The sequence below is a fragment of the Legionella antarctica genome (assembly GCF_011764505.1).
GTDB classification, from domain to species: Bacteria; Pseudomonadota; Gammaproteobacteria; order Legionellales; family Legionellaceae; genus Legionella; species Legionella antarctica.
In genome coordinates this window covers 1,432,635-1,455,469 of sequence record NZ_AP022839.1, presented here as the reverse complement: position 1 = coordinate 1,455,469, position 22,835 = coordinate 1,432,635, and the positions used below count along the sequence as shown (strand labels likewise).

Below are 22,835 nucleotides of genomic sequence, written 5' to 3'. Positions count from 1 at the left end.
AGAATAGCTCTTAAAAAACCTTTTTTTGTGTCCAGAAAACCGCGCCTATATTATAGAGAGTAATTGCAAGTTTTTCGGCATATTGAAGTTGGGAAAATTTCTGTTTTGGATCAGTGTCAATGTACTCTTGCTCAGTTGGAATCTTAAATTGCCCTTTCAAAGAGGGGATATTTTTAGCACTCACAATGAAAGTTTCATAATGCTTCATTTCTTTATTACTGAATGCGAAATGCTCAAAATCAGGTTGATGCATTAAGATTTGTGTTAAATTAAAAATTTTAAAACCCGTTTTAACTTCAAGTTCACCATAACTGTTATAGCGACAGACAACATCTTCGCCAGCATCTAGAAAGATCCTTACAATTTCTTCCAAGTCCTTTGTTGCATCATTTTTTAGGCGAGGTCCTTGTTTTAGGTGTTTCGTAATAGCTGCGTAGGACATGATTATCCAAGCATTGTGATTATAATTTAATTATAGTACTAAAATAAGACAGTATGATTATTATTGACTCGTAACTCTCCTTCGTTAATGCAAGGCATTATATTAGAGCTCTTGCATAACCCCTGGAATTTTTAATTTTGAGCTTTAGGGGATATGCAAGAGGTCCATTACCTTTTTCATATTTCCCTTTTTTACTCACTTTCCTTCTATAATTAAAATACAAACACTATGGTCCATTTTAAGTCCACATCGACATAATGTTCATTTATGCTCTTTTGGTAACCTTTATGTATAAATTGATTGATTGGCGAGATTATTTATGAAAAATAAAATAGTCAGTTTTTTCTTCTTGGGTACAAATTGTCATCGAAGCTCTTATCAGGATGCTCTAACTAATTTTTATAGAGCCACTAAAAAAAATGGCATCTCAGCCCGCCTATTTGATGGAGTTGGCTCAAATCCAGAACATTTATCCGACAAACACCCCACTCCAGGTCAATATGTTTATGATGCTGACCAAAATAAAAAGATAAAGATAAGTTCAAAAACATCTCAAAATATAAATGACCTGATGAAACGTCTCACGGGATGTTTAGCCGGTGACGGAATGGATGATTTATTATTTGAATCTATTCTCTACCTGGAAAAATTGATAAAAAATAATGGCGGTGTAATGCCTGATACTGTTAATTTACATGGTTTTAGTCGCGGTGCAGATGCTTGTGTAAGACTTGCTAACTTAATAGACACCATGTATCCAGAAGTTAAAGTAAATTTATTTCTTATTGATCACGTTCCTGGACCAGGGCGTCGGGATCATCCAAGCTCTTATACTATTCCCAGGAACGTCCAAAGATTTGAATCAGTTCTTATGTTACATGAATATACACCTGGTTTTGATCCACAGGATAGAAATCGTTATGTATTAGCCAGTCCTCACACGACCAAAGTATCTATTAAAGTTTATCCAGGTTGGCATGGCAAAGCCATGTTATTAACTCTTGATGAAAAGACCAATCATGTCCCTCGTTTGTTACATGATGATCTGTATAATTTTGCACAAGAAACAGGAGGTCTAAATGATGGAGCCCCACTACCCGCTTATAAAGTCATGCATAGCTGGACTCATTATGAGGATAAAGAGGCGCATGCCTTAGGTCCATATCAGCGATTCCATGAATACAGTGGAATGCAAGAGAACTGGTGGTTCTATTCTAAGGGAACTCAACTAAATACACGAGATGTCTTAAACAATCATGCACATTACAGTCAGGATTATCAGCTATTTGTTAACCAGGAACATGGGGAATTGTTTCAACAACTTTTTCCTGTTCTCTACGATAGATTCTTAAATAATGATACGTTAAAAACATCTCAAGAAAAGGTTTACGATCAGCTTGATCTTCTGGAAGAAGTTTCTTCTGATTTTTTCTATAAAAAGTTTTGTGAACTTTGCTCAATAAAAAAAGGGGAACCCTTGCCAGCATCTCGGAGAGTTGCCTCATCCTTTCAGACGCCACTTAGAGATGTTACAGTAAAAGATGAACTGACTTTTTTAAAACATTCAATAGTTTCTATAATTAATTTTAATTTGCACCATAGCAAAGAATATACAATAAATACCAGAGTAGCAATCAAGTATTTACAAAACGCTTTAAAAATAGCTGAAAATATGGACTCCAAGGAACAGTCCATTATCACCTTGCGTGGGGCAATATACTCTGTATCCAAGCATTTGAGTCATAGCGAAAGTGCTACGAGTTATATGGCGCAGCAATTAAGAAAATTAAGTGTTGGTCCAAAAGAGTTTATTAACACAGTTGATAAACTTCTCGAAGAGCATTTTGATAACAATCCAGAACTGCATGAAGAACAGAGAAACTATTTGATTGAAGTTCGAGAAGAACTTCAGCAAATAAAAAATAATGATTCTTTTGATTATTTTCAAAAACAAAAAGCAATCAGATCAGTTATAAGTAGCGCAGCAGTAAATTTAGTAAATTTCCAGGCGAATGACTCTGTCCTGATCCATAATTTACCTGACGAATCGGACCACGTAAAATCAAACCTCCCTACTTTCCAGCAATTAATTACAACTCTTAACACCTTAAGTGCTCCAGGTTATTCCCAGACAAGCATTGCTTCTGATATTGGCAAAGAATTTAATGCCTATTATAAGCGCAATCTATTTTGGGATACGGTTAATAGAATTCTAAGTGCTGTCATGCCCATTTCACTTCCTCCTTTTGTATCACCCCAGAAGTCAGACCTGGCCAAAAAAATATACGAAGAACTGGCAGTATTGGACCAGGCAGGACAAGGCAATAATCTAGCAGCAGTATCTAAAGTTCTTACTGTCGGACAGCAATCTCTGCAAGAAATTTATATTATTAATAAAAAAATGGCAAAAGGTGATTTTGATAATATAATGGAAAAATCTCAAGGAAAACTTAATTTTGAAATTAGCCAATTCCCATTTGAATCTATATCTTCGATGAATCCTATGGGTAATTAAAACCAGGGAACTTTAAGCATTCTTTAGCGACAGGATTGACTCATTATTATTCATAATATGGAACACTTCTGATTTATTGAAAAAAAGTGCCCATAATAACGTTTGCTTTATCAGGGGCACAATCTTTTGAATAGACTACAAGTTATGGTTAATTAAAATACACCCTCTCGATGATCATGACTATCAAAATGTAATTTACCGTCCTTAACTTTTAATATAACATGCCCACCATGGATTAATTTTCCAAACAAAAGCTCATCTGCAAGTGGTTTTTTAACATTTTCCTGAATCAGTCTTGCCATAGGACGAGCGCCCATTGCCTTATCGTAACCATGCTCGATTAACCATTCGCGTGCTGACTTATCGACAGTAAATGATACGCCTTTATGACTTAATTGCTCATCCAACTCCATTATAAACTTATCAACCACCAAACCGATGGTTTGTGCATCTAACGGAGCAAAATTAATAATGGCATCTAGCCTGTTTCTAAATTCAGGACTAAATTGTTTTTTGATTACATCGAGGCCATCGTTAGAATTATCTTGTAATGAGAAACCTATAGAATTACGAATAATCTCATTGGCTCCCGCATTACTGGTCATTACCATGATTATGTGTCTAAAATCAGCCTGGCGACCATTTGTATCGGTTAAGGTCCCATGATCCATAATTTGCAACAGGAGGTTAAATACATCTGGATGGGCTTTCTCTATTTCGTCAAGTAATAAAACAGCGTGAGGATTCTTAGTCACAGCTTCTGTTAATAATCCCCCTTGATCATAACCCACATAGCCAGGAGGAGCACCAATTAGACGGGAAACAGTATGTTTTTCCATATATTCGGACATATCAAAACGTAAAAGCTCAATGCCGAGTACATTAGCTAACTGTCTGGTAACTTCAGTTTTACCAACTCCTGTAGGACCTGCAAATAAAAAGCATCCCACCGGTTTTTGAGGTTCTCTAAGGCCTGAGCGACCTAATTTGATTGCGGAGGACAAGGCAGTAATTGCCTGATCTTGTCCATAAACCAATAATTTCAAATCTCTTTCCAGATTTTTTAATGTATCTTTATCACGAGCTGAAACCTTCTTAATTGGAATACGTGCTATTTTCGCAACAACACTTTCAATTTCGGTCACGCTAATTATTTTACGGCGCTTGTTGGCTGTGAGTAAATTCTGATAGGCTCCTGCTTCATCAACTACATCTATAGCTTTATCAGGTAAAAATCTATCGTTTATATATTTAGCAGATAATTCTGCAGCTGCTTTTAAAGAAGCAATTGAGAATTTGACGCTATGATGCTCTTCCAAACGGCCTTTTAAGCCCTTCAATATTTCAAAAGTTTCATCAATAGTTGGTTCAGAAATATCTATCTTTTGAAAACGTCTTGCTAAAGCTCTGTCTTTTTCAAAGATACCACGATACTCTTGATACGTAGTAGAACCTATACATTTCAATTCGCCATTTGCCAATAATGGTTTAATCAAATTGGAGGCATCCATGACACCACCAGAGGCAGCTCCTGCACCGATTATAGTATGGATTTCATCAATGAATAAAACTGCACCTTCTTGCTGTCCCAGTTGTTTTAGTACCGCTTTGAGGCGTTTTTCAAAATCCCCACGATATTTGGTTCCAGCCAAAAGTGCACCAAGATCAAGTGAGTAAACAACACATCCTTTTATTGCTTCAGGAATTTCACCATCAACAATGCGCCTTGCCAATCCTTCAGCAATAGCGGTTTTGCCTACTCCGGCCTCTCCAACAAGTAATGGATTGTTTTTTCGACGTCTACACAGTACTTGAATTGTACGTTGTATTTCTTCATGCCGACCGATTAAAGGATCAATCTTGCCTTGTTTTGCGCGTCGATTAAGGTTCATGCAATAACTATCAAGTGGAGATTCATTACCCTCTGAAGACATCATATCTTCGTCCATAGAGGAGTTCATATGATCATGCATGTCATTATTTTGATATTTGGAAACACCATGAGAAATATAATTGATTACGTCAAGACGAGTAATATTTTCACGCCGTAAGAAGTATACAGCCTGACTTTCTTGTTCGCTAAAAATAGCTGCAAGGACATTCGCTCCTGTTACTTCAGTTTTTCCTGCAGATTGCACATGAAAAACTGCACGTTGTAATACCCGTTGAAAACCAAGGGTAGGTTGAGTTTCTCTATCCAATTCATCGTCCGGAATCCTGGGAGTTGTTTCATCTATAAACTCCATCAGATCGCGGCGTAATGATTCAATATTAGCATCACAAGCCTGTAATACATTACCTGCTGCCGGATTATCAAGCAAGGACAACAGCAAATGTTCTACGGTCATAAATTCATGACGCTTTTCTTTTGCTTCCTTGAAGGCTAGATTCAAGGTGAATTCAAGTTCTTTATTTAACATTGTCGTTGCTCCTTTCCAGCCCACCACCAGTTATTCGGGTTCCATGCTAGATAGCAATGGATGTTGATTCATTCTGGCGTATTCATTAACTAGGGCAATTTTTGTTTCTGCTATGTCTCGTGTAAATACCCCACACACGCCTTTCCCTTGAAGATGAACTTGCAACATCACCTGAACTGCACTCTCCTCACTTAAATGAAAAAAATGCCTCAGCACCTCTACCACAAAATCCATTGGTGTATAGTCATCATTGAGCAATACAACTTTATACTTTCTTGGGACTTTAATATCAGCACGAGTTTTCGTTTCAGATATTACATGTCTTACAATTTCTTCTATATTTTGCCCACTCATAACTTACAACCTCTTACTATTTTTATAGACTCCCTACACACATTTGGCCAGTAAAATCAGCTATTTTTCAGGAAATATTTGGCTATTGAAATAATCAGCAGCATATTGATTATATAGAACTCAGCCAATTGTAAATTAATAGCAATTTTACTGGACGTATTAAAATTCTTTTCACTTTAAGTATGGCATATTTATTAATATAAACTAATCACTAGCAACGTTAACCTGAGTTCATTGGCAGAATTCAGGTTAACGTTGTTGTGAATTGCTCTTGTATAGTTACATGTGTTTGATCATCGCGTCAGCAAAACCTGAGCTGCTAACCAGGGTAGCGCCTGTCATACCACGTTCAAAATCATATGTCACTGTCTTCGCTTCAATAGCACCTTCCATGCCTTGGATGATAAGATCTGCAGCCTCAGTCCAACCCATATGTCGCAACATCATTTCAGCTGAAAGAATAATGGAGCCTGGATTCACTTTATTTTGACCTGCGTACTTTGGTGCTGTTCCATGAGTAGCCTCAAATACTGCAACCTCATCGCTCATGTTTGCGCCAGGGGCGATACCAATACCCCCTACCTGTGCAGCTAAAGCATCCGAAATGTAATCACCGTTTAAATTTAATGTAGCAATCACACTGTATTCTTCAGGCCTTAAGAGGATTTGTTGCAAAAATGCATCGGCAATCACGTCATTTATGATAATCTGTTTACCTGTTTTAGGGTTTTTAAATTCCATCCAGGGACCACCTTGATATTCTTTTGCTCCAAAAGAATCACGAGCCACCTGATATCCCCAATCTTTAAAGGCACCTTCGGTAAATTTCATAATATTACCTTTATGAACCAAAGTGACCGTTTCTCGATCATTATCAATTGCATACTGAATCGCAGCTTTTACTAAACGGGTAGTACCTTCTTTTGAAACCGGTTTAATACCGATACCACAATGCTCGGAAAAACGAATTTTCTTAACACCCATATCGTTCGTCAGAAATTGAATTACTTTTTTTACTTCAGCAGTATCAGCTTGCCACTCAATACCTGCATAAATATCCTCGGAATTTTCTCTGAAAATTACCATATCGGTTTTCCAAGGCTCTTTAACAGGACTTGGAACACCACTAAAATAACGAATTGGTCGCAAACATGTATACAGATCCATATCCTGACGAATAGCAACATTCAATGAACGAATACCACCACCTACTGGAGTTGTTAAAGGGCCTTTGATGGAAACAACAAATTTTTTCATCGCATCAATAGATTCTTTAGGTAACCATTGATCATTTCCATACACTTTAGTTGCTTTTTCCCCAGCATAAACCTCCATCCAGGCAATTTTTCTGTTATTGCCATAGGCTTTTTCAACTGCAGCATCAACAACACGAAGCATTGGAGGAGTCACATCAACGCCAATACCATCCCCTTCAATAAAAGGAATAATCGGGTTATTAGGTACATTAAGAGAAAGATCAGCAGCAACTGTAATGGCTTCGCCTTGTGAAGGCACTTTGATTTTATCGTATGTCATTGACAACTCCATAAATTTAGAGAGATCAATGATAGCATGTGATACTAAGGAATCCCAATATGAATTACTAAATATGAATTATCAGACATTACCAAAATACAGTAGAAAGCTAAACTTAATTACTGTCCAAGGTGCAACCCAATTATGAATATTTTATGCATTTAAAATATAACCTGCCCGGACTTGTTCGCGGCACCCAAAGTCTCGAACAAAACAGAGTGATTGTTGTTTGAATAGCTCTAACTGGATCAACCAAGATTTTCATCCCATTTTTTACCCTGTTTAAGAGCAAGTAGTTGAGCACAATCTTCTTCATTCAAGGGTTTACTGAAATAGTAGCCCTGAACTTGATTACTGTGATTTTTTTTTAAAAAGTCGACTTGTTCTTTATGTTCCACTCCTTCTGCCAGGACTTTTATGCCCATATTTTTTGACATGCCAATAATTGCTTGTACAATTGATGCACTATAAGAATCCGTTGTAATATTATCAATAAACGTTTTATCGATTTTAATCGTATCAAATGGAAAATGTTTAAGATAACTTAAATTTGAGTATCCGGTGCCAAAATCATCGATCGCAAAATGAAAACCCAATGACTTTAATTCAATCATTTTTTGTATTATTTCAGAAATATTCCCTAAGATAAGGCTTTCAGTTATTTCCAGTTCTAAACAGTCTGGATCAAGTCCGGTTTCTTCGATTATCTTATTGAGTATAAACAAGAAATTTTGTTGTCGAAATTGCTTCGAAGAAATATTAACTGACATTTTCAAGTTATGAAAAATAGATGATTGGTTCCATTTTTCAGCTTGAGTGCATGCGGTCCTTAAAACCCATTCTCCAATGGCAGTAATAAGCCCTGTTTCTTCGGCGATGGGAATAAAAGTAGATGGTGGGATTAGACCCAGAGTAGGATGGATCCAGCGCAATAAAGCTTCTACGCCCATTATGTTACCTGTTTTTAAGTCAATCAATGGCTGATAATTTAATGAAAGTTGATTATTTTGCAGGGCATGAGTGAGGGCTACCGTCAGCTCGTTTCGTTGTAAGATGTGTTTATTAAACTCTTCCATGTAAAATTGAAACCTGTTACGACCGAGATCTTTTGCATGGTACAAGGCTGCATCTGCATTTTTTAACAAGGTATCTGCATCCATACCATCTTGAGGATAAATACTCACCCCAATACTTACGGTAGCAATGATCTCACGTTTCTCCACTTCAAAGGGAGTTGAAAATAACTCTATAAATTGGTTAAGAAGCCCAATAAGATTATTTTCATCCGTCTGCGAACCTAAAATTACAACAAACTCATCGCCCCCCATACGGGCAACAGTATCATTTTCACGCACGAAATTTAATAACTTTTTGGCTTGTTCTTTTAACACTAAATCACCAACTTTATGACCGTAGGAATCATTGATCTCTTTAAAAAAATCTAAATCCACCACCAAAATACCTACATACATTCCATAACGTTTGGCATGAGATATCGCCTGGTTTATTCTATCGGTTAATAAAGCTCTATTAGGTAATCCGGTTAAATTATCATGAGTGGCTTGATGGAGTAATTGCTGTTCTAACTCCTTTCGTTCAGTGGTGTCACGAAAACTATAAACAATACCCTTAACTTCATCGTGCAGATATTGCGGTTTAGCAAAAAGTTCCAATATAATCCCTGTATTTAACTTCCATTCCTTGGTTTTTTTCTGCTGCGGCTCTTTTTGTAAATCGTTCATCACTTTTAAAAAAATCACTGAGTCTTCGACTTGATCCGCTAAGCGCTGAAAAATTAATTTAGATTTTTCTGATTTAAGTAACTCTTCCGGGATATTCCATTGTTTTAAAAAATTTTCGTTATAGACTAAAATTTGTTCATTTAATCCAACACCAAGAATCCCTTCCTGGACGGATTCGAGTGTAGTTTGGGTTAAAGAGTGTAAACGCTCTAATTCACTGGTACGGTTTTTAATTAAAGTATGTAAATTAGCGATTAACTCCCATTTTCTGGTTAATGCCGCCGCCAATTGATTAATTTCAATCACTTCAAACGGTTTTTTTAAAATTAAGAGATTATCAGAGTTTTCTAATTCGTTTGTAATATCTTCCCAGGAATGATCAGAATAAGCGGTGCAAATGACCATTTGAATGTAGGGATCAAGTTCCCAAATTCTTTTAATAGTCTCGATACCATCCCAGCCAGGAGGCATTCGCATATCAATAAAAGCCAGTGCGTAAGGTTCTCCACTCAACAACGAGGTCCTAACTAACTCAAACGCTTCTTTGCCTTGATAAGCCGAATCAATTTTATACTCAGGTGCTGTATATTTTTTAGTATTTCTGACTTGCCCGAATAGAATTTCTTCATCACTGTCCAGAGCTAAATCGTCATTTTTGGAAAGAATTTTACAGAAATCCTTATGGATTTCTGCATTATCATCAACCAGCAAAATTCGCTTCTGTTTTATCTGGCTCACAATCATCCTTTTTTTTTCATTTATAATACAGATTAGGACACCGATTGGTTTTTAATATAGGCGCGGTTTTCTGGACACAAAAAAAGGTTTTTTAAGAGCTATTCTTCTTAATACAAAGAGGAGAATAAAATGTCTAAAAAGCGAGCTTATTATACGGCGGCCAAGAAGGCAAAAATAACGCTAGCTGCGATTGAGGGGAAACTCACACAAGCGCAAATTACCAGTGAATACGGTGTTCACGCAACGCAGGTAAAAACTTGGAAGCAATCGGCCATCAAAGCCATTAACGATTTATTCTCTGGGGCTAATGAAAAAGAAGCCAAGTCCCAAGAGCAGCTTGTTGAGGCATTATATCAAGAAATTGGTCGACTTCAAGCGCAGCTATCTTGGCTAAAAAAAAAGCATGAACTTTAGTCTGGATGAAAAGCGCGTCATGATTGATCCTCTTGCCGAGCTCACCATTCGTGAACAATGCTTGCTATTAGACTTGCCTGTTTCAAGTTATTATTATAGTGCCAAGCCCATTTCTGTCGAAGATGAAGCGCTTATGGCGCTACTTGATGAGCACTATCTGCAGTATCCATGTGAAGGTAAAATTAAGCGGGCAAGATGGCTGTCAAAAGAAGTAGGCTATCCTGTTGGTAAACGTCGAGTAAAAAAGTTGATGGAAATGATGGGGTTATCGACTGTTTACCCAAAGCCAAATACAAGCGTTCCCAATAAGGAGCATGAGGTGTTCCCTTATTTATTAAAAGAGGTGGATATCACCAAACCAAATCAGGTTTGGGCCGCAGATATCACCTACATCCGCATGAAAGGAAAGCATGTGTATTTAGTAGCTATTATGGACTGGTATAGTCGTTATGTGATTGGATGGGCTATTTCACCTACTATGGAGGCTGAATTTTGTATTGAGGCGCTTAGAAACGCTTTGCTGCATTCGCGTTGTGAGATCTTTAACACGGATCAGGGTTCTCAATTTACCTCAAAAGATTGGATAAATACGCTAAAATCTCACCACATTTCTATCAGCATGGATGGGCGAGGACGTTATTTAGATAATATATTTATCGAGCGATTGTGGCGTAGTGTTAAGCAAGAAAAAATCTACCGGTATGATTTTGATACAATTGAAGAGGTTGAGCTGGCCTTAACGGAGTATTTTGAGTATTATAATAACCGAAGGCTTCACCAGTCCTTTAATTATTTAACGCCCGCAGAGGTGTATTATGGCCGGAAAAGACCATAAACCCTAAATGAGAGCGTCATGACTTACCCACAAGGCCCACAGGCCTATACGAGAAAGTGAAGCTCTCCTGACCTGTGGACTTGTGGATAAGTCATTCTGATAGAGTTGTGGTAAAATGACCTAAGACAATTCGTAGTAGCAATCACTATTCATACGGTATTGAGTAGGTTTAAATAGGTTAATTTGAGTGAATTTTTAACTATAAATGATGGATGAATAGCTCTTATTTTTCCTTAATTTTGTTCCAGACATGCGGACCCATATCAAAGAGAGAATATGCAAAACTTAAAAACATCTATGTGGATAAATTAAAATTAACTCAAATACTGATCAATTTAATAAAAAATTCCAAAGAGGCTTGTCTGGAATCGAAGAATAAAGAAAAATTTATCCTGATTAAAGCAGGCCCTATAGATGAGAGTCGTTTTTTTATACAAGTAATCGATAACGGTATTGGGATCAACAGTGTTCATCTTCCGCAAATTTTTTCTTATGGGTTTACCACAAAAAATTCAGGACATGGTTTTGGACTGCACTCGAGCATTATTGCAATACATGAGATGAAGGGTTCACTAGAGGTTGATTCTGAGGGAGTTGATACAGGAGCCAGATTTACTATTCAATTACCGAACAAGGCAACTTAATAGTCGCTCGTAATTCTAACGAAAAAGCATTCACCCAGAACTGTCCGTGATAAACTAATTTTCCTTAAAATCTCAATCAGAACTTGTTTGTGAAAACCATCTCTTTCTTAACCAGAAAGCAACGTTAACAAGTAAAATCAGAACCGGTACTTCAACAAGAGGCCCAATGACCGTTGTAAAGGTAGTAGCAGAATTAAGTCCAAAGGCTGCAATAGCAATAGCAATAGCAATAGCCAATTCAAAATTATTACTGGCTGCGGTAAATGATGCCGCTGTTGTTTTTTTGTAACTGGCACCAATAAGTTTTCCCATAGCAAAACCTACAAAAAACATGACAACAGAAGAATTCGCCAGTCTTTGAATATCAGTGGCAATTTTTCATATTTCACCCTGGCTAATGGAGGATACATCATTAAAATCAGACCAATCGCAATAGGAAATATCTAACTCAGTCAAATATCGATTTTTTACAACGATCACTCCCAACCCTCAGAGTCTCCCTCCGTACTTCACCCAAACGCTGTACTCTTAATTCTCCACTTCATCATAAAGACAAAACTATTTATTGCACTAGTAATTCTAAGCACGTTGCAACATTTTTATTTGTTCAATCAACTGATCAAAACCCGCTTCTACGTTAATATATTCACTTTTAGCCAGTAGAACAGATAACGATCCGTCATCGGTAGCGTTTTGTTTTTGTAATACACCGTTAAAACCTTCCGTTTTTAAACGCAGATAATCACTGATTTTAGTAACCAGATAAAAATTCCTAAAGTAATTATCTGGATTCATATGAAGCGCTTTAGCGTCATGAGCCAATTCATGTCCAGGCAAATAATCTTTTAGAGAGTAGGATGAGTTGTTATGAACAGCAATTATTTTTCCTTTTGGTAATAGCTGTTTCATTTTATTAGCTAATTTTTTCACTTCTCGATGTGCCTCAGGGGAGTATGAACCAAATTGGGTTAGTGTTTTTTTAATTCCTTTATCCGTATAAATTCGATTAGGATCAAATTCATAACGTATATTATTTAAATGAAACACTATATTCCGACCACCAGAATGGACTAGAGTTATAAGACTTCCCCCTTCCTTGCGGATTACTGCTTTCGCAGCCTTTAAAGCCGTTTGTTCGTTATGGTGCACATGGACAAAGTTTTTACCTTTTCCAGTTATTTGTTGAATTACTACCTGCTCATCGCCAACCATTACTTTATGGTTTAACGCACAACTCACTTGAGTTAAACATAATAAGAGAAGCACCAGATGTTTCATGAATAAATTTCAACATAAAGAGTAAATTTGTGCCATTGTATAGTGGTCGACTTTAAAAAACAAATATACCTAATCCCTTCCCTTATATTTGCTCAAAATAACTATTCATTCTACTATTAACACTCTAAATTTTTTATTAACCGAAGTATATGACTCAATTGATTTTGTTTAATAAACCTTATGGTGTTCTTACCCAATTCTCAGGAGAAGTTCAAGAGCAAACTCTCGCGGAGTATATTAAGATACCTGATTTTTATCCAGCTGGGCGCCTGGATAAAAACAGCGAGGGATTATTATTACTTACTAACGATGGAGCATTTCAACATCGGTTAAGTCATCCCAAATTTAATAAGAAAAAATATTATTGGGTTCAGGTTGAAGGGGTTCCTTCTGAAGATCATCTTCAAATCTTAAGAAAAGGCTTGAATCTTAAAGATGTTTCTTTTCTTCCCGCCGAAGCTCATTTAATCGATGAGCCATTACTCTGGCCACGCAATCCTCCCATACGAATAAGACAAACCATTCCAACCAGTTGGATAGAAATCATATTAAAAGAAGGGAAAAATCATCAGGTAAGAAAAATGACAGCAGCAATTGGATTCCCAACGTTACGATTGGTACGACACAAAATTGGCGAATGGGAGTTAGATAAACTGCAACCTGGAGAGTATGAGCTGCTCGATATAAATCAACGGTAAACCAATCGCGTTGCTAATGAGCCATCACCCAATAAACGAATCCACGGCCAAATAAACATTCCTAGTAAGGCACAGGCAAAAGGCATGAATAAGCTGTAATTAAAGCCTAGCAATGCATCAATAAAACAAATAACTGCCTGGTAACAAAGACAAAAGAATCCGATTAGCAAAATTTGCTGTATCATTGAAAAAAATTGAAACCGTCTTGATTTAGTCGAGGCTATCCAGGTTACCAACAGCAATGCAAATGAGTGCTCTCCTATTACTGTGGAAAGCAATACATCTAAAAGCAGACCAACAATTAATAAAGTAGTTAACTTAAAATTGACTGGTAAAAAATATTCAATATAAAGAACCAAAAGCAAGATCCAGGCTGGACGAAAATCGGAAATTAATTCAGGTATGGGCAATATAGATAAAATAAGTGCGCAGATAAATCCGATTCCTAAACGTAAATGAAGATTCATCTAGCCAATCTCCTCTGCATTCAAACGCTCATTAATCTGAGTTGTTAATTGCTCTTGCTCACTATCAGGCCAGATTAATAGTACTAACCTGTTACGATTAAGCAAGGCTATAGGACTCACGGTTACTTTAACAAAATCCTCACCCGGAATACTGTTCACTACCAATATTCGTCCTACTGGATAACCCTCTGGATATCTCCCGCCGAGGCCTGAAGTAACTAATATATCGCCTGGATGAATCGATGAGGTTTTAGGTAAATTAATTAAAGATAACTGTTCCAGGCGATTAGTACCTACAAGAATTGCACGTTCACCTGTGCGATTATTGCGCACTGGAACAGCGCTTTTCGAATCAGAAATTAACAACACAGTACTGGTCATTGGACCAACATCTATAACTTGTCCCATAACACCTTTAGCATCAAGCACAGGCTGTCCAGCATAAACTCCATCACGTTTGCCTTTATTTAAGACGACAATTTGCCGTGCATTACTGGTATCAACTGCAAGGATTTGTGCTGCCATCGCCCGTATGTCTGCTTTTGATGAAGTAAGTAATAATTTTTTGAGTTGTGAATTTTCGTTTTGAATAGCTAATAATTTTTGTAATTCGGCTTCCAGCATAGTCTGCTGGTAACGCAGCCTCATGTTCTCGTCTATTAATGATTTTTTAGCGCTTACCAGAGATTGTACCCATCCCACTACTCGTACAGGATAGTCTACGGCATATTGCAAAGGAGAAACGATTAAAGAAAAACCACTTCGGAACATGTCCAAATATTTATAGTGATAATCACAAAACATCAAAAAAATAGAAAGGACAAGACCGAGCACAAATCCTATAGAACTGTGCCCGCCTTTTCTAAATAATCTGTTATGTGCATTATTCTGTTGAGAGGAAATCACCGCCACGCAAGTCCATGGTTTCTAAAGCCTTACCACCACCACGTGCAACACAGGTTAATGGATCTTCAGCAATTAATACAGGTAGCCCGGTTTCTTCCATTAGCAATGTGTCAATGTTCTTCAACAACGCACCGCCACCGGTCAAGACCATACCCCTCTCAGCAATATCCGCTGCTAATTCAGGGGGCGCCAACTCCAAGGCTGCTCTAACAGCACCTACAATACCTGATAAAGGCTCTTGCAACGCTTCTAAAATTTCGGCACTGGTTAAAGTAAAACTGCGAGGCACTCCTTCTGCAAGGTTTCTTCCTCGTACTTCTATTTCAAATAAGTCGCGACTTGGGAAAGCAGAACCAATTTCATGCTTGATACGCTCTGCAGTGGTTTCACCAATTAACGTTCCATAGTTACGACGAACATAAGAAACAATAGCATCATCAAATTTATCACCACCAATACGCACGGATTGATGATAGACAATGCCACTCAAAGAAATGATTGCTACCTCTGTGGTACCACCACCAATATCAACAACCATTGATCCACTGGCTTCCTCGACTGGCATACCCGAACCTAATGCAGCGGCCATAGGCTCTTCAATGAGAAATACTTCACGTGCACCAGCACCCATTGCAGACTCACGAATCGCACGACGCTCAACCTGAGTCGAACCGCACGGAACGCAGACAAGAACCCGTGGGCTAGGTCGTAGAAATTTATTTTCATGCACTTTGTGAATAAAGTGTTGTAACATTTTTTCAGTGACAAAGAAGTCAGCGATTACGCCATCTTTCATCGGTCTGATCGCATTAATATTGCCAGGTGTTCTTCCTAACATGCGTTTGGCTTCAATACCAACAGCAGCAACTCGTTTCTGACCTGATTCATTGCGCAAAGCAACGACAGAAGGCTCGTTGAGAACAATCCCTTTATCTCTTACATAAATCAATGTGTTAGCGGTTCCAAGATCTATAGATAAATCATTAGAAAATACGCCCCTTAATTTTCTGAACATAACAAGCACTACCTCGTTCTTCTTTTTGTAGGTACTTTATCCTATATTTGAGTAAAAATCGACAGTTGTATTACAAGAATTATAAATAAGCTAATAAAAACGAATCGAGTGATTGCATCCATGTAATCCAGTAAATATTTAACCTGGTAATTGTTATAGCAAAACAGATATCTCATGATTTTCAATCATTTTGAATAAAAATTAGGTTGCTCATGGAATTCATCATGTTAGAGGCTTTAAAGCTACTCCTAATCCAAATAATTCGTGGAACCTCCAATCGCGAATACAGTGAGGGATCTTCACAACTAGCCTAGTACAACGTTTCACTGATTCTGTCCTGTTATGGCAAGGTGTGCTAACCTTCCGCGTTCTTGAGGCGCATTGGAAAGCAGCACACATGGAAAAGTATATCGTAAAATTAACATTAGAAGAACGAGAAGAATTGTTGATTTTGATTCGAGTTGGGAAAAAAGCGGCAAATAAATTAATGCATGCGCGAGTGTTATTGTCTGCAGATGCAAATGATACAAAATTAAAACAAAAAACGGATGAAGAAATAGCTACTGAAATGCATGTGAGTAGTAAAACGGTTGCTCGGATACGCCAACGATTTGTTGAGGAAGGTATGGAATCAGCACTATCACGTAGGCCACATGCCAATCCAAAATCTCGTAAAATTGACGGCGAACAAGAGGCTCATTTGGTTGCATTATGCTGCTCAACACCACCAGAGGGTAGGAGTCGGTGGACGCTAAAATTGTTAGCACATAAATTAGTGGCGTTGGAAATTATTGACAGTGTTTCACCTTCAACAATTTGTAGGGTTTTAAAAAAAACGAAATAAAGCCATGGCAAAAGAGAGAATGGTGTATCCCTGAGGCTAATGCTGAATTTGTTTGTAAAATGGAAGATGTTTTGGATATTTATAAACGACCCTATGATTCAAAACGTCCCGTTGTTTGTATGGATGAAACAAGTAAACAGTTGATCAAAGAAACAAGAACACCAATTCCAGCAAGCCCAGGTGAGAGTTTACGTTATGATGCAGAATATGAAAGAAATGGTACGTGTAATATTTTTTTAAGTTGTGAGCCTTTAAAGGGAAAACGAACAACAAAGGTAACGGAGCAGCGTAAAAAAATTGACTGGGCGCACTTTATCAGAGAGTTGCTCGATACCCATTACTCCTCAGCGGATATCATTATATTGATCATGGATAATTTGAACACTCATGCTGGTTCATCCTTATATGAAGCTTTTGAGCCGGTGGAAGCCAAAAGAATTTTGGATAAACTTGAAATTCATTATACGCCAAAGCATGGAAGCTGGTTAAATATGGCTGAGATTGAACTAAGCCATTTAAGCAGGCAATGTCTTGATCGACGGATTCCTGATAAAGAGACCTTTGTTCGTGAAATATCCGAATGGAACCAGCAAAGAAACGCAGAGGAAGCAACAATTGATTGGCAATTTACAACTGCGGATGCCAGAATTAAATTAAAAAAGCTGTATCCTGTCCTTAATGCAACAGGACAGAATCAGTGAAACGTTGTACTAGTGGATGCTGTCTAAAGATCCCTTATTGAGGAAAACGAATTTCCGGGCTGATTGAAAGTACTGCTAATTCATCAGGACTGTCAGCATTTCGTCTTATATCGAAATTAGTTTAATTAATAACGAATACTTCCTTAAGTTTATCGCGATTCGCCTCAATAAACCTTTGTCCAAAGCCTTTGACTTCAGCAAGCTCCTCAATCGCTTTAAAACCGTGATGGGTCTCGCGATAAGAAATAATTGCTTCAGCACGTTTTTTTCCTATCCCTTTAATCGAACCCATAAGAATGGATAAATCTGCCTTATTCAAATCTATTTTGGTACTTACAACCGTGGATTGTTTTATATGGGGATTTTTTTCAGAACTAACAGCTTGTGCAGGAATAGTTACTGCAACTAATGACAAATACATAGCAATGTATTTTACTTTCATAATTTTCTCCTAATTGTTGGACTAAGCGACTCGTTCCAGAGTCGCTCAGAAGTATCCCAATAATTCCAGGCACTGTCGAGAAAATTTTTAATTATTTTTGTTGTGAAAAACTATACAGAACGTAAGAAACACAAGATGTTAATTTCTTTACCATATCCAGATGAAGAAATTCATTCGGCCCATGAGCATTCGATTGAGGACCTAACACTCCCGTTATCATAAACTGAGCATCTGGAAATTGTTCTCCTAACATCCCCATAAAGGGAATAGTTCCCCCTTCCCCCATGAAGGCGGCTGGTTTACTATAGTAAGCTTGCGAGGCATCATCGGCAGCTTTTGCTAACCAATTGGACAGCAAGGGAGCATTCCACCCTTTAGATCCATCATCTACTTTAAAACTTATTTTTGCGTTATAAGGCGGATTTGAAGTCAATGCGTTTCGAATCGCAGAAGCAGCCTTTTTAGGATTTACCAAAGGAGGAAGGCGCATGGATAGTTTAAGCGTTGTCCTTGGACGCATGACATTTCCTGCATCTGCTATAGCCGGAAATCCATCTGCTCCAGTGACGGTCAGAGCAGGACGCCATGTCCTATTCAGGATGAGTTGCACTTTATCTTCAACAACAGGTTGAGCGCCCATCTGCCATGGAAACTCACTATAGACTTGTTCACTTAGAGTTTCAGCACACTGATGAGCTTGCTTTATTCGCTCCTGTGGAATTTCGCAGTAAAGTTCCGGCAATTTTACTTCACCAGAAACCTCATCTTCAATACGACTGAGCAATTGTCTCGCCACTCTAAAACTATCAGCGACTATGCCACTGGCATTCCCTGAGTGAACTCCTTCGCTTATCAACTCAACCGACAATTCACCAACTACATTCCCTCGCAAAGATGTGGTCATCCACAATTGCTCATAATTTCCAGCACCTGAGTCCAGACAAATAACTAACGCAGGTTTTCCTATTCGCTCTTTCAACAATTCGATATAGTAAGGTAAGTCATAACTACCACTTTCTTCACATGCCTCAATTAATAATACGCACCGTGGATGAGGTAGCCCCTGGGCTTCAAGGGCACAAATCGCAGTTAATGAAGCATAGGCTGAATATCCATCATCAGCACCACCACGTCCATATAGGCGACCATCTTTTAATACTGGTTTCCAAGGATGTAGATCGTCATCCCACCCACTCATCTCAGGTTGTTTATCCAGATGACCATAAAGTAAAACAGTCTCATCAACCTGACCGGGTACTTCCATAAAGATCAAGGGTGTACGCCCCTCTAATTTTAAAGTCTCCAGTTTCAACCCTTTAGGACCATAGGCTTTGCACCATTTAGCAATATGATTCACTGCCTGATCCATATATCCGTGTTCCTGCCAGTGAGCATCAAAATGAGGTGATTTATTAGGTATTTTTATATATTCAAATAAACTGGGCAGTATTTCTTCTTGCCACTGATGGTCTATATACTCATACAGTCCTTGGAGATTGAACATGGGCTTGCTCCTTGATAATTGCCACAATTTTATCAGAGGCAGATTCAATTTTTAATGCTTTGATTTTTTTATCAATGTCACTTTTATTTTGCATCACTTCCTGCAAAGCATGTAATAAGGTTTCTGCATTCAACAATTTATCCTGAATCACGACACTAATACCTAATCCCTGAAAAAAGCGTGCATTTTGAATTTGATCACCGCGACTAACCTGGGAAGAAATAGGAATTAAAATATGAGCTTTTCCTAGTGCTAGTATTTCATAAAGAGAGTTTGCACCTGCTCTTGATATCACCACTATAGAAGCAGCAAAAAAATGAGCTAATTCTTCGTTAACATATTCAAATTGACAATAGCCGTCCAAACCTTCCAGAGAATGATCGTGTTTTCCCTTACCACAGATATGGATCACCTGATAGTCATGTGTTAACTGGGGAAGTGCTGTTCTTATGCTTTGATTAATTGAACCTGCCCCTAAGCTGCCGCCAATAGCGAGCAAACAAGGTTTCTTGTCATCAAATCCACATAACTCGAGTCCTGTAGCCTTATTTCCAGCAAACAACTGTTGACGTATTGGAGTGCCTGTGACTTCAATTTTATCCTGACTTTTAAAATGCTTTTTAGCTGCTTCAAAAGTAAGGCATATTTTGTTTACAAAGGGAAAAGACAAGCGATTAGCAAGACCCGGGCTCATATCTGATTCATGAGCAATAATAGGAATACGGTTTAACCAGGCACCGACCACCACTGGAAATGCGACAAAGCCTCCTTTAGAAAAAACCACATCCGGTCTTAGCTTATAAAATAACCAACAAGACTGGATAATACCGACAATAATTTTAAAGGGGTCTAGTAAATTCTTGACGCTAAAATACCGTCTTAATTTGCCGCTTCTAACCGCATGAAATGGGATACCCAGATTTTGAATCATCCCTTTTTCAATTCCGTTATCAGAACCTACATAATCTATATTCCAGCCTTCTTGCTTAAACTCGTTAATTAATGCCACATTAGGGGTCACATGGCCAGCAGTGCCACCTCCGGTAAAGACGATACTTGGCTTCATAATACTTCCCTAACCAATAGACTTAAATCAATGGCTTTAATTGATTTAGTAATTGCGCCTACCGAAATAAAATCGACTCCTGATTTAGCTATTTCAGCAATGTTCTCAATGTGAATTCCACCTGAAGCTTCTAATTCACAGTATTTAGGTTGGTTCATTCTAACTGCCTGTTCCAGCATTGATTGGCTAAAATTATCCAGTAATATTCTATCTGGATGGGCATCCAAAGCCTCCCGTAACTCAGTTAAATTTTCAACTTCTATTTCAACCAAAAGATGCTTGTTAGTTTGTCTGGCTAAAGCAATAGCATGGGCTATTGATCCGCAAGCTTTTATATGATTTTCTTTAATTAGAAAAGCATCATATAGTCCCATGCGATGATTTACACCACCACCACATCGAACTGCATATTTTTGAGCCATTCTTAAGCCTGGTATGGTCTTGCGTGTATCGAGTAGTCGAGTCTGGCTGTCTTTAAGGTTTTGAGTGTAATTATAAGTTTGCGTTGCAGTGGCTGAAAGGGTTTGTAAAAAGTTCAATGCAGTACGTTCTGCAGTCAAAATGCTGCTTGCCGTTCCATGAAGCCTACATAAAGTAGCAGAAGTACTTAACCAATCACCTTCTGAAACCAACCATTCAACCTCAATTTTATTATCAATCTGCCTGAGTACTTCATTAACCCAAGGTTGTCCACAAACTAACATGGGTTCCCGAGAAATTATTTCAGCGGCAATAACAAGATGAGAGGGTAATAAAGCCGCAGTAACGTCTTCATTGCCAACATCTTCAAATAAAGCATTTTTGACATCTGAGCAAACCTGTAAGGAATTGATATTCATGCTTTAATTTCCTTCTTCGTGGCATAACGAGCTTTTAATAAAGGCGGGGCAATAAAGGTAGTTATAATCACCATTAAAACAATTGCCGAAAATAAATTATCCGAAATCACTCCTAAAGTTCGCCCAATAGAGGCAAAAATAAGACCAACCTCTCCCCGAGGTAACATTCCTATGCCAATAAGCAAACGATCATCCTTACGATTTGCCCCAAAGCCACTCATTAATTTTCCAATAATTGCAGCCACCACCAAACCACTGGCTAAAATAATAACATTCCAATGACAAAAAGTTTCTAACTTTACCTGAATACCTATGACAATAAAAAACATGGGGGCCAAAATAGATTCCAGGGGTGATACCAAATGATGAATACTTCGTTCCTCTTCTTGAAACGAACTAGTGGATTTAAAATAACCATCGTGAAGAATAATTCCTGCAGCAAAAGCGCCAATGATAGCAGCCAATTGAATAAATGAAGCCAACCAGGCCAAAGTCATAATAAATACAAAAGAGATAAATAATTTTGCTTCCCATGGTTCAAGAAAACGAAAAAAATGCACGGCTTTTCGTAATATTATTGGCCCTAAAGTTAGAGCACCGATAAAGAAGAGTAACGAATTAATTACAATTCGGGCTACAATCATGAAATCAACGGCGCCATTAATAACAATACTACTTACAACTGCCAGTATAATTAAACCCAGGATATCATCGAGCATTGCTGCACCAAGAATAGTTCTTGCTTCACGAGTACGCAGTTTTTTTAACTCAGACAACACTCGTGCAGTAATTCCTATACTCGTAGCACTCAAAGTAGCAGCAATAAATAATGCGGATTGATGGGAAATATGGGGAATCAACAGATATGCCACTCCAAAACCAAGGAGCATGGGTGCAATAACGCCAATTATTGCTACCAGTATCGACTCCCGACCTGTTTTTTTTATTTCTTCAACAGAGCTTTCCAGACCCACCATAAATAAAAGAAAAATTACCCCATAACGTGAAAATACATCCACAGTATACGCGATCTTCAGGTACTCTGTGCCATCCGTGGAACTCAAAGCCTGAGTGACTTGTTGAGCATAAAACGGATTGGGTATTGCGGAAGTCACTGCCTGAGTTAACGAATTCCCAAGCAGTACTTCTTTCATTATATTAAAAATTGAGGATCCTTCCCGCAGAATCACTACCAGTTGAGATCCAAAAAAATAACATAGATTACCAACCAAAACGCCCATTAATAATTCACCTAAAACTCCGGGTTGATTAAAACGTCTGGCAAGGTAACGACCAATAATTGCAAAGAAAAAAATAGTGGTCACGCTCAAAATTACCGAAGCGACCGGGTCCGCATGATCCCCATTCTCAGAGGCAAATGCGAGCACAGGACATAGACCTAGTAAAATTATCCACCATTTTGAAATACGCATGA

At 38.0% G+C, this 22,835-nt stretch carries 22 protein-coding genes; 6 read left to right on the top strand and 16 right to left on the bottom strand.

Annotated elements, in window-relative coordinates:
• Positions 1 to 10 precede the first annotated feature (10 nt).
• Positions 11 to 442: a hypothetical protein gene (locus HRS36_RS06940; RefSeq protein ID WP_173236734.1), complete on the bottom strand. Its 432-nt coding sequence runs from the start codon at positions 440 to 442 to the stop codon at positions 11 to 13.
• Between the two features lie 319 nt (positions 443 to 761).
• On the opposite strand from HRS36_RS06940, the gene HRS36_RS06935 reads away from it, so the two are divergent.
• Complete coding sequence (locus HRS36_RS06935; protein ID WP_173236733.1) at positions 762 to 2,957, top strand: DUF5621 domain-containing protein; 2,196 nt, start codon at positions 762 to 764, stop codon at positions 2,955 to 2,957.
• Positions 2,958 to 3,109: 152 nt separating this feature from the next.
• Here the strand turns inward: HRS36_RS06935 and clpA are convergent, their stop codons facing one another.
• The 4 genes from clpA to HRS36_RS06915 form a co-directional block, all read right to left on the bottom strand.
• Positions 3,110 to 5,377 (bottom strand): ATP-dependent Clp protease ATP-binding subunit ClpA, encoded by a 2,268-nt coding sequence (gene clpA / locus HRS36_RS06930; protein ID WP_173236732.1) that lies wholly within the window; start codon positions 5,375 to 5,377, stop codon positions 3,110 to 3,112.
• 30 nt (positions 5,378 to 5,407) lie between these two features.
• Positions 5,408 to 5,731, bottom strand: coding sequence for an ATP-dependent Clp protease adapter ClpS (gene clpS, locus HRS36_RS06925; protein ID WP_173236731.1), 324 nt, complete (start codon positions 5,729 to 5,731; stop codon positions 5,408 to 5,410).
• 279 nt (positions 5,732 to 6,010) lie between these two features.
• Complete coding sequence (gene icd, locus HRS36_RS06920) at positions 6,011 to 7,267, bottom strand: NADP-dependent isocitrate dehydrogenase (protein ID WP_173236730.1); 1,257 nt, start codon at positions 7,265 to 7,267, stop codon at positions 6,011 to 6,013.
• Between the two features lie 248 nt (positions 7,268 to 7,515).
• Complete coding sequence (locus tag HRS36_RS06915) at positions 7,516 to 9,747, bottom strand: EAL domain-containing protein (protein WP_173236729.1); 2,232 nt, start codon at positions 9,745 to 9,747, stop codon at positions 7,516 to 7,518.
• Between the two features lie 129 nt (positions 9,748 to 9,876).
• Here HRS36_RS06915 and HRS36_RS06910 point away from each other — a divergent pair, with 129 nt between their 5' ends.
• The 3 genes from HRS36_RS06910 to HRS36_RS06900 all read left to right on the top strand — a co-directional run bounded on the left by HRS36_RS06910 (position 9,877) and on the right by HRS36_RS06900 (position 11,640).
• Positions 9,877 to 10,161, top strand: coding sequence for a transposase (locus HRS36_RS06910; protein WP_173235475.1), 285 nt, complete (start codon positions 9,877 to 9,879; stop codon positions 10,159 to 10,161).
• On the top strand, positions 10,151 to 10,996 hold the full coding sequence (locus tag HRS36_RS06905) for an IS3 family transposase (RefSeq protein ID WP_173235473.1): 846 nt from the start codon (positions 10,151 to 10,153) through the stop codon (positions 10,994 to 10,996). Before HRS36_RS06910 ends, HRS36_RS06905 begins: the two co-directional genes overlap by 11 nt.
• Positions 10,997 to 11,208: 212 nt before the next feature.
• The gene (locus tag HRS36_RS06900; RefSeq protein WP_173236728.1) at positions 11,209 to 11,640 is read left to right on the top strand and encodes an ATP-binding protein; all 432 of its coding nucleotides are present in this window, start codon (positions 11,209 to 11,211) and stop codon (positions 11,638 to 11,640) included.
• A 72-nt stretch (positions 11,641 to 11,712) separates the two neighbouring features.
• On the opposite strand, the gene HRS36_RS06895 is transcribed toward HRS36_RS06900, so the two are convergent.
• The 3 genes from HRS36_RS06895 to HRS36_RS06885 form a co-directional block, all read right to left on the bottom strand.
• On the bottom strand, positions 11,713 to 11,952 hold the full coding sequence (locus tag HRS36_RS06895; RefSeq protein ID WP_275941001.1) for an arsenic resistance protein: 240 nt from the start codon (positions 11,950 to 11,952) through the stop codon (positions 11,713 to 11,715).
• An 8-nt stretch (positions 11,953 to 11,960) separates the two neighbouring features.
• Entirely contained in the window at positions 11,961 to 12,050 is a 90-nt protein-coding gene (locus HRS36_RS19035; protein WP_420814325.1) for a hypothetical protein, read from the bottom strand.
• 169 nt (positions 12,051 to 12,219) lie between these two features.
• A complete protein-coding gene (locus HRS36_RS06885; protein WP_173236726.1) occupies positions 12,220 to 12,918 on the bottom strand; it encodes a protein tyrosine phosphatase in 699 nt (232 codons plus the stop codon).
• 149 nt (positions 12,919 to 13,067) lie between these two features.
• Here HRS36_RS06885 and HRS36_RS06880 point away from each other — a divergent pair, with 149 nt between their 5' ends.
• Positions 13,068 to 13,616, top strand: coding sequence for a pseudouridine synthase (locus HRS36_RS06880; RefSeq protein ID WP_173236725.1), 549 nt, complete (start codon positions 13,068 to 13,070; stop codon positions 13,614 to 13,616).
• On the opposite strand, the gene mreD is transcribed toward HRS36_RS06880, so the two are convergent.
• From mreD to HRS36_RS06865, 3 genes are read right to left on the bottom strand one after another with little or no spacing between them, the layout of a single operon-like run.
• A complete protein-coding gene (gene mreD / locus HRS36_RS06875; protein WP_173236724.1) occupies positions 13,607 to 14,083 on the bottom strand; it encodes a rod shape-determining protein MreD in 477 nt (158 codons plus the stop codon). The two genes, HRS36_RS06880 and mreD, sit on opposite strands and share 10 nt — an antisense overlap.
• The gene (gene mreC / locus HRS36_RS06870; RefSeq protein WP_173236723.1) at positions 14,084 to 14,989 is read right to left on the bottom strand and encodes a rod shape-determining protein MreC; all 906 of its coding nucleotides are present in this window, start codon (positions 14,987 to 14,989) and stop codon (positions 14,084 to 14,086) included.
• The gene (locus tag HRS36_RS06865) at positions 14,967 to 16,004 is read right to left on the bottom strand and encodes a rod shape-determining protein (RefSeq protein ID WP_018577556.1); all 1,038 of its coding nucleotides are present in this window, start codon (positions 16,002 to 16,004) and stop codon (positions 14,967 to 14,969) included. Before HRS36_RS06865 ends, mreC begins: the two co-directional genes overlap by 23 nt.
• A 397-nt stretch (positions 16,005 to 16,401) precedes the next feature.
• On the opposite strand from HRS36_RS06865, the gene HRS36_RS06860 reads away from it, so the two are divergent.
• Positions 16,402 to 17,549, top strand: a protein-coding gene (locus HRS36_RS06860) for an IS630 family transposase (RefSeq protein ID WP_173236722.1) whose coding sequence is annotated in 2 segments (ribosomal slippage) — positions 16,402 to 16,828 and positions 16,828 to 17,549 — 1,149 coding nt in all. Because the reading frame shifts where the segments join, the coding sequence is not laid out codon by codon here.
• Between the two features lie 121 nt (positions 17,550 to 17,670).
• On the opposite strand, the gene HRS36_RS06855 is transcribed toward HRS36_RS06860, so the two are convergent.
• From HRS36_RS06855 to HRS36_RS06835, 5 genes are all read right to left on the bottom strand, one after another.
• Positions 17,671 to 17,991, bottom strand: coding sequence for a ComEA family DNA-binding protein (locus tag HRS36_RS06855; protein ID WP_173236721.1), 321 nt, complete (start codon positions 17,989 to 17,991; stop codon positions 17,671 to 17,673).
• Positions 17,992 to 18,082: 91 nt separating this feature from the next.
• Positions 18,083 to 19,495: a M20 family metallopeptidase gene (locus HRS36_RS06850; protein ID WP_173236720.1), complete on the bottom strand. Its 1,413-nt coding sequence runs from the start codon at positions 19,493 to 19,495 to the stop codon at positions 18,083 to 18,085.
• Entirely contained in the window at positions 19,470 to 20,561 is a 1,092-nt protein-coding gene (locus HRS36_RS06845; protein WP_173236719.1) for an undecaprenyldiphospho-muramoylpentapeptide beta-N-acetylglucosaminyltransferase, read from the bottom strand. The genes HRS36_RS06850 and HRS36_RS06845 overlap by 26 nt, the downstream gene beginning before the upstream one ends.
• Complete coding sequence (gene nadC / locus HRS36_RS06840; RefSeq protein ID WP_173236718.1) at positions 20,558 to 21,400, bottom strand: carboxylating nicotinate-nucleotide diphosphorylase; 843 nt, start codon at positions 21,398 to 21,400, stop codon at positions 20,558 to 20,560. Before nadC ends, HRS36_RS06845 begins: the two co-directional genes overlap by 4 nt.
• Positions 21,397 to 22,833 (bottom strand): cation:proton antiporter, encoded by a 1,437-nt coding sequence (locus HRS36_RS06835; protein ID WP_173236717.1) that lies wholly within the window; start codon positions 22,831 to 22,833, stop codon positions 21,397 to 21,399. Before HRS36_RS06835 ends, nadC begins: the two co-directional genes overlap by 4 nt.
• Between the last annotated feature and the right edge of the window lie 2 nt (positions 22,834 to 22,835).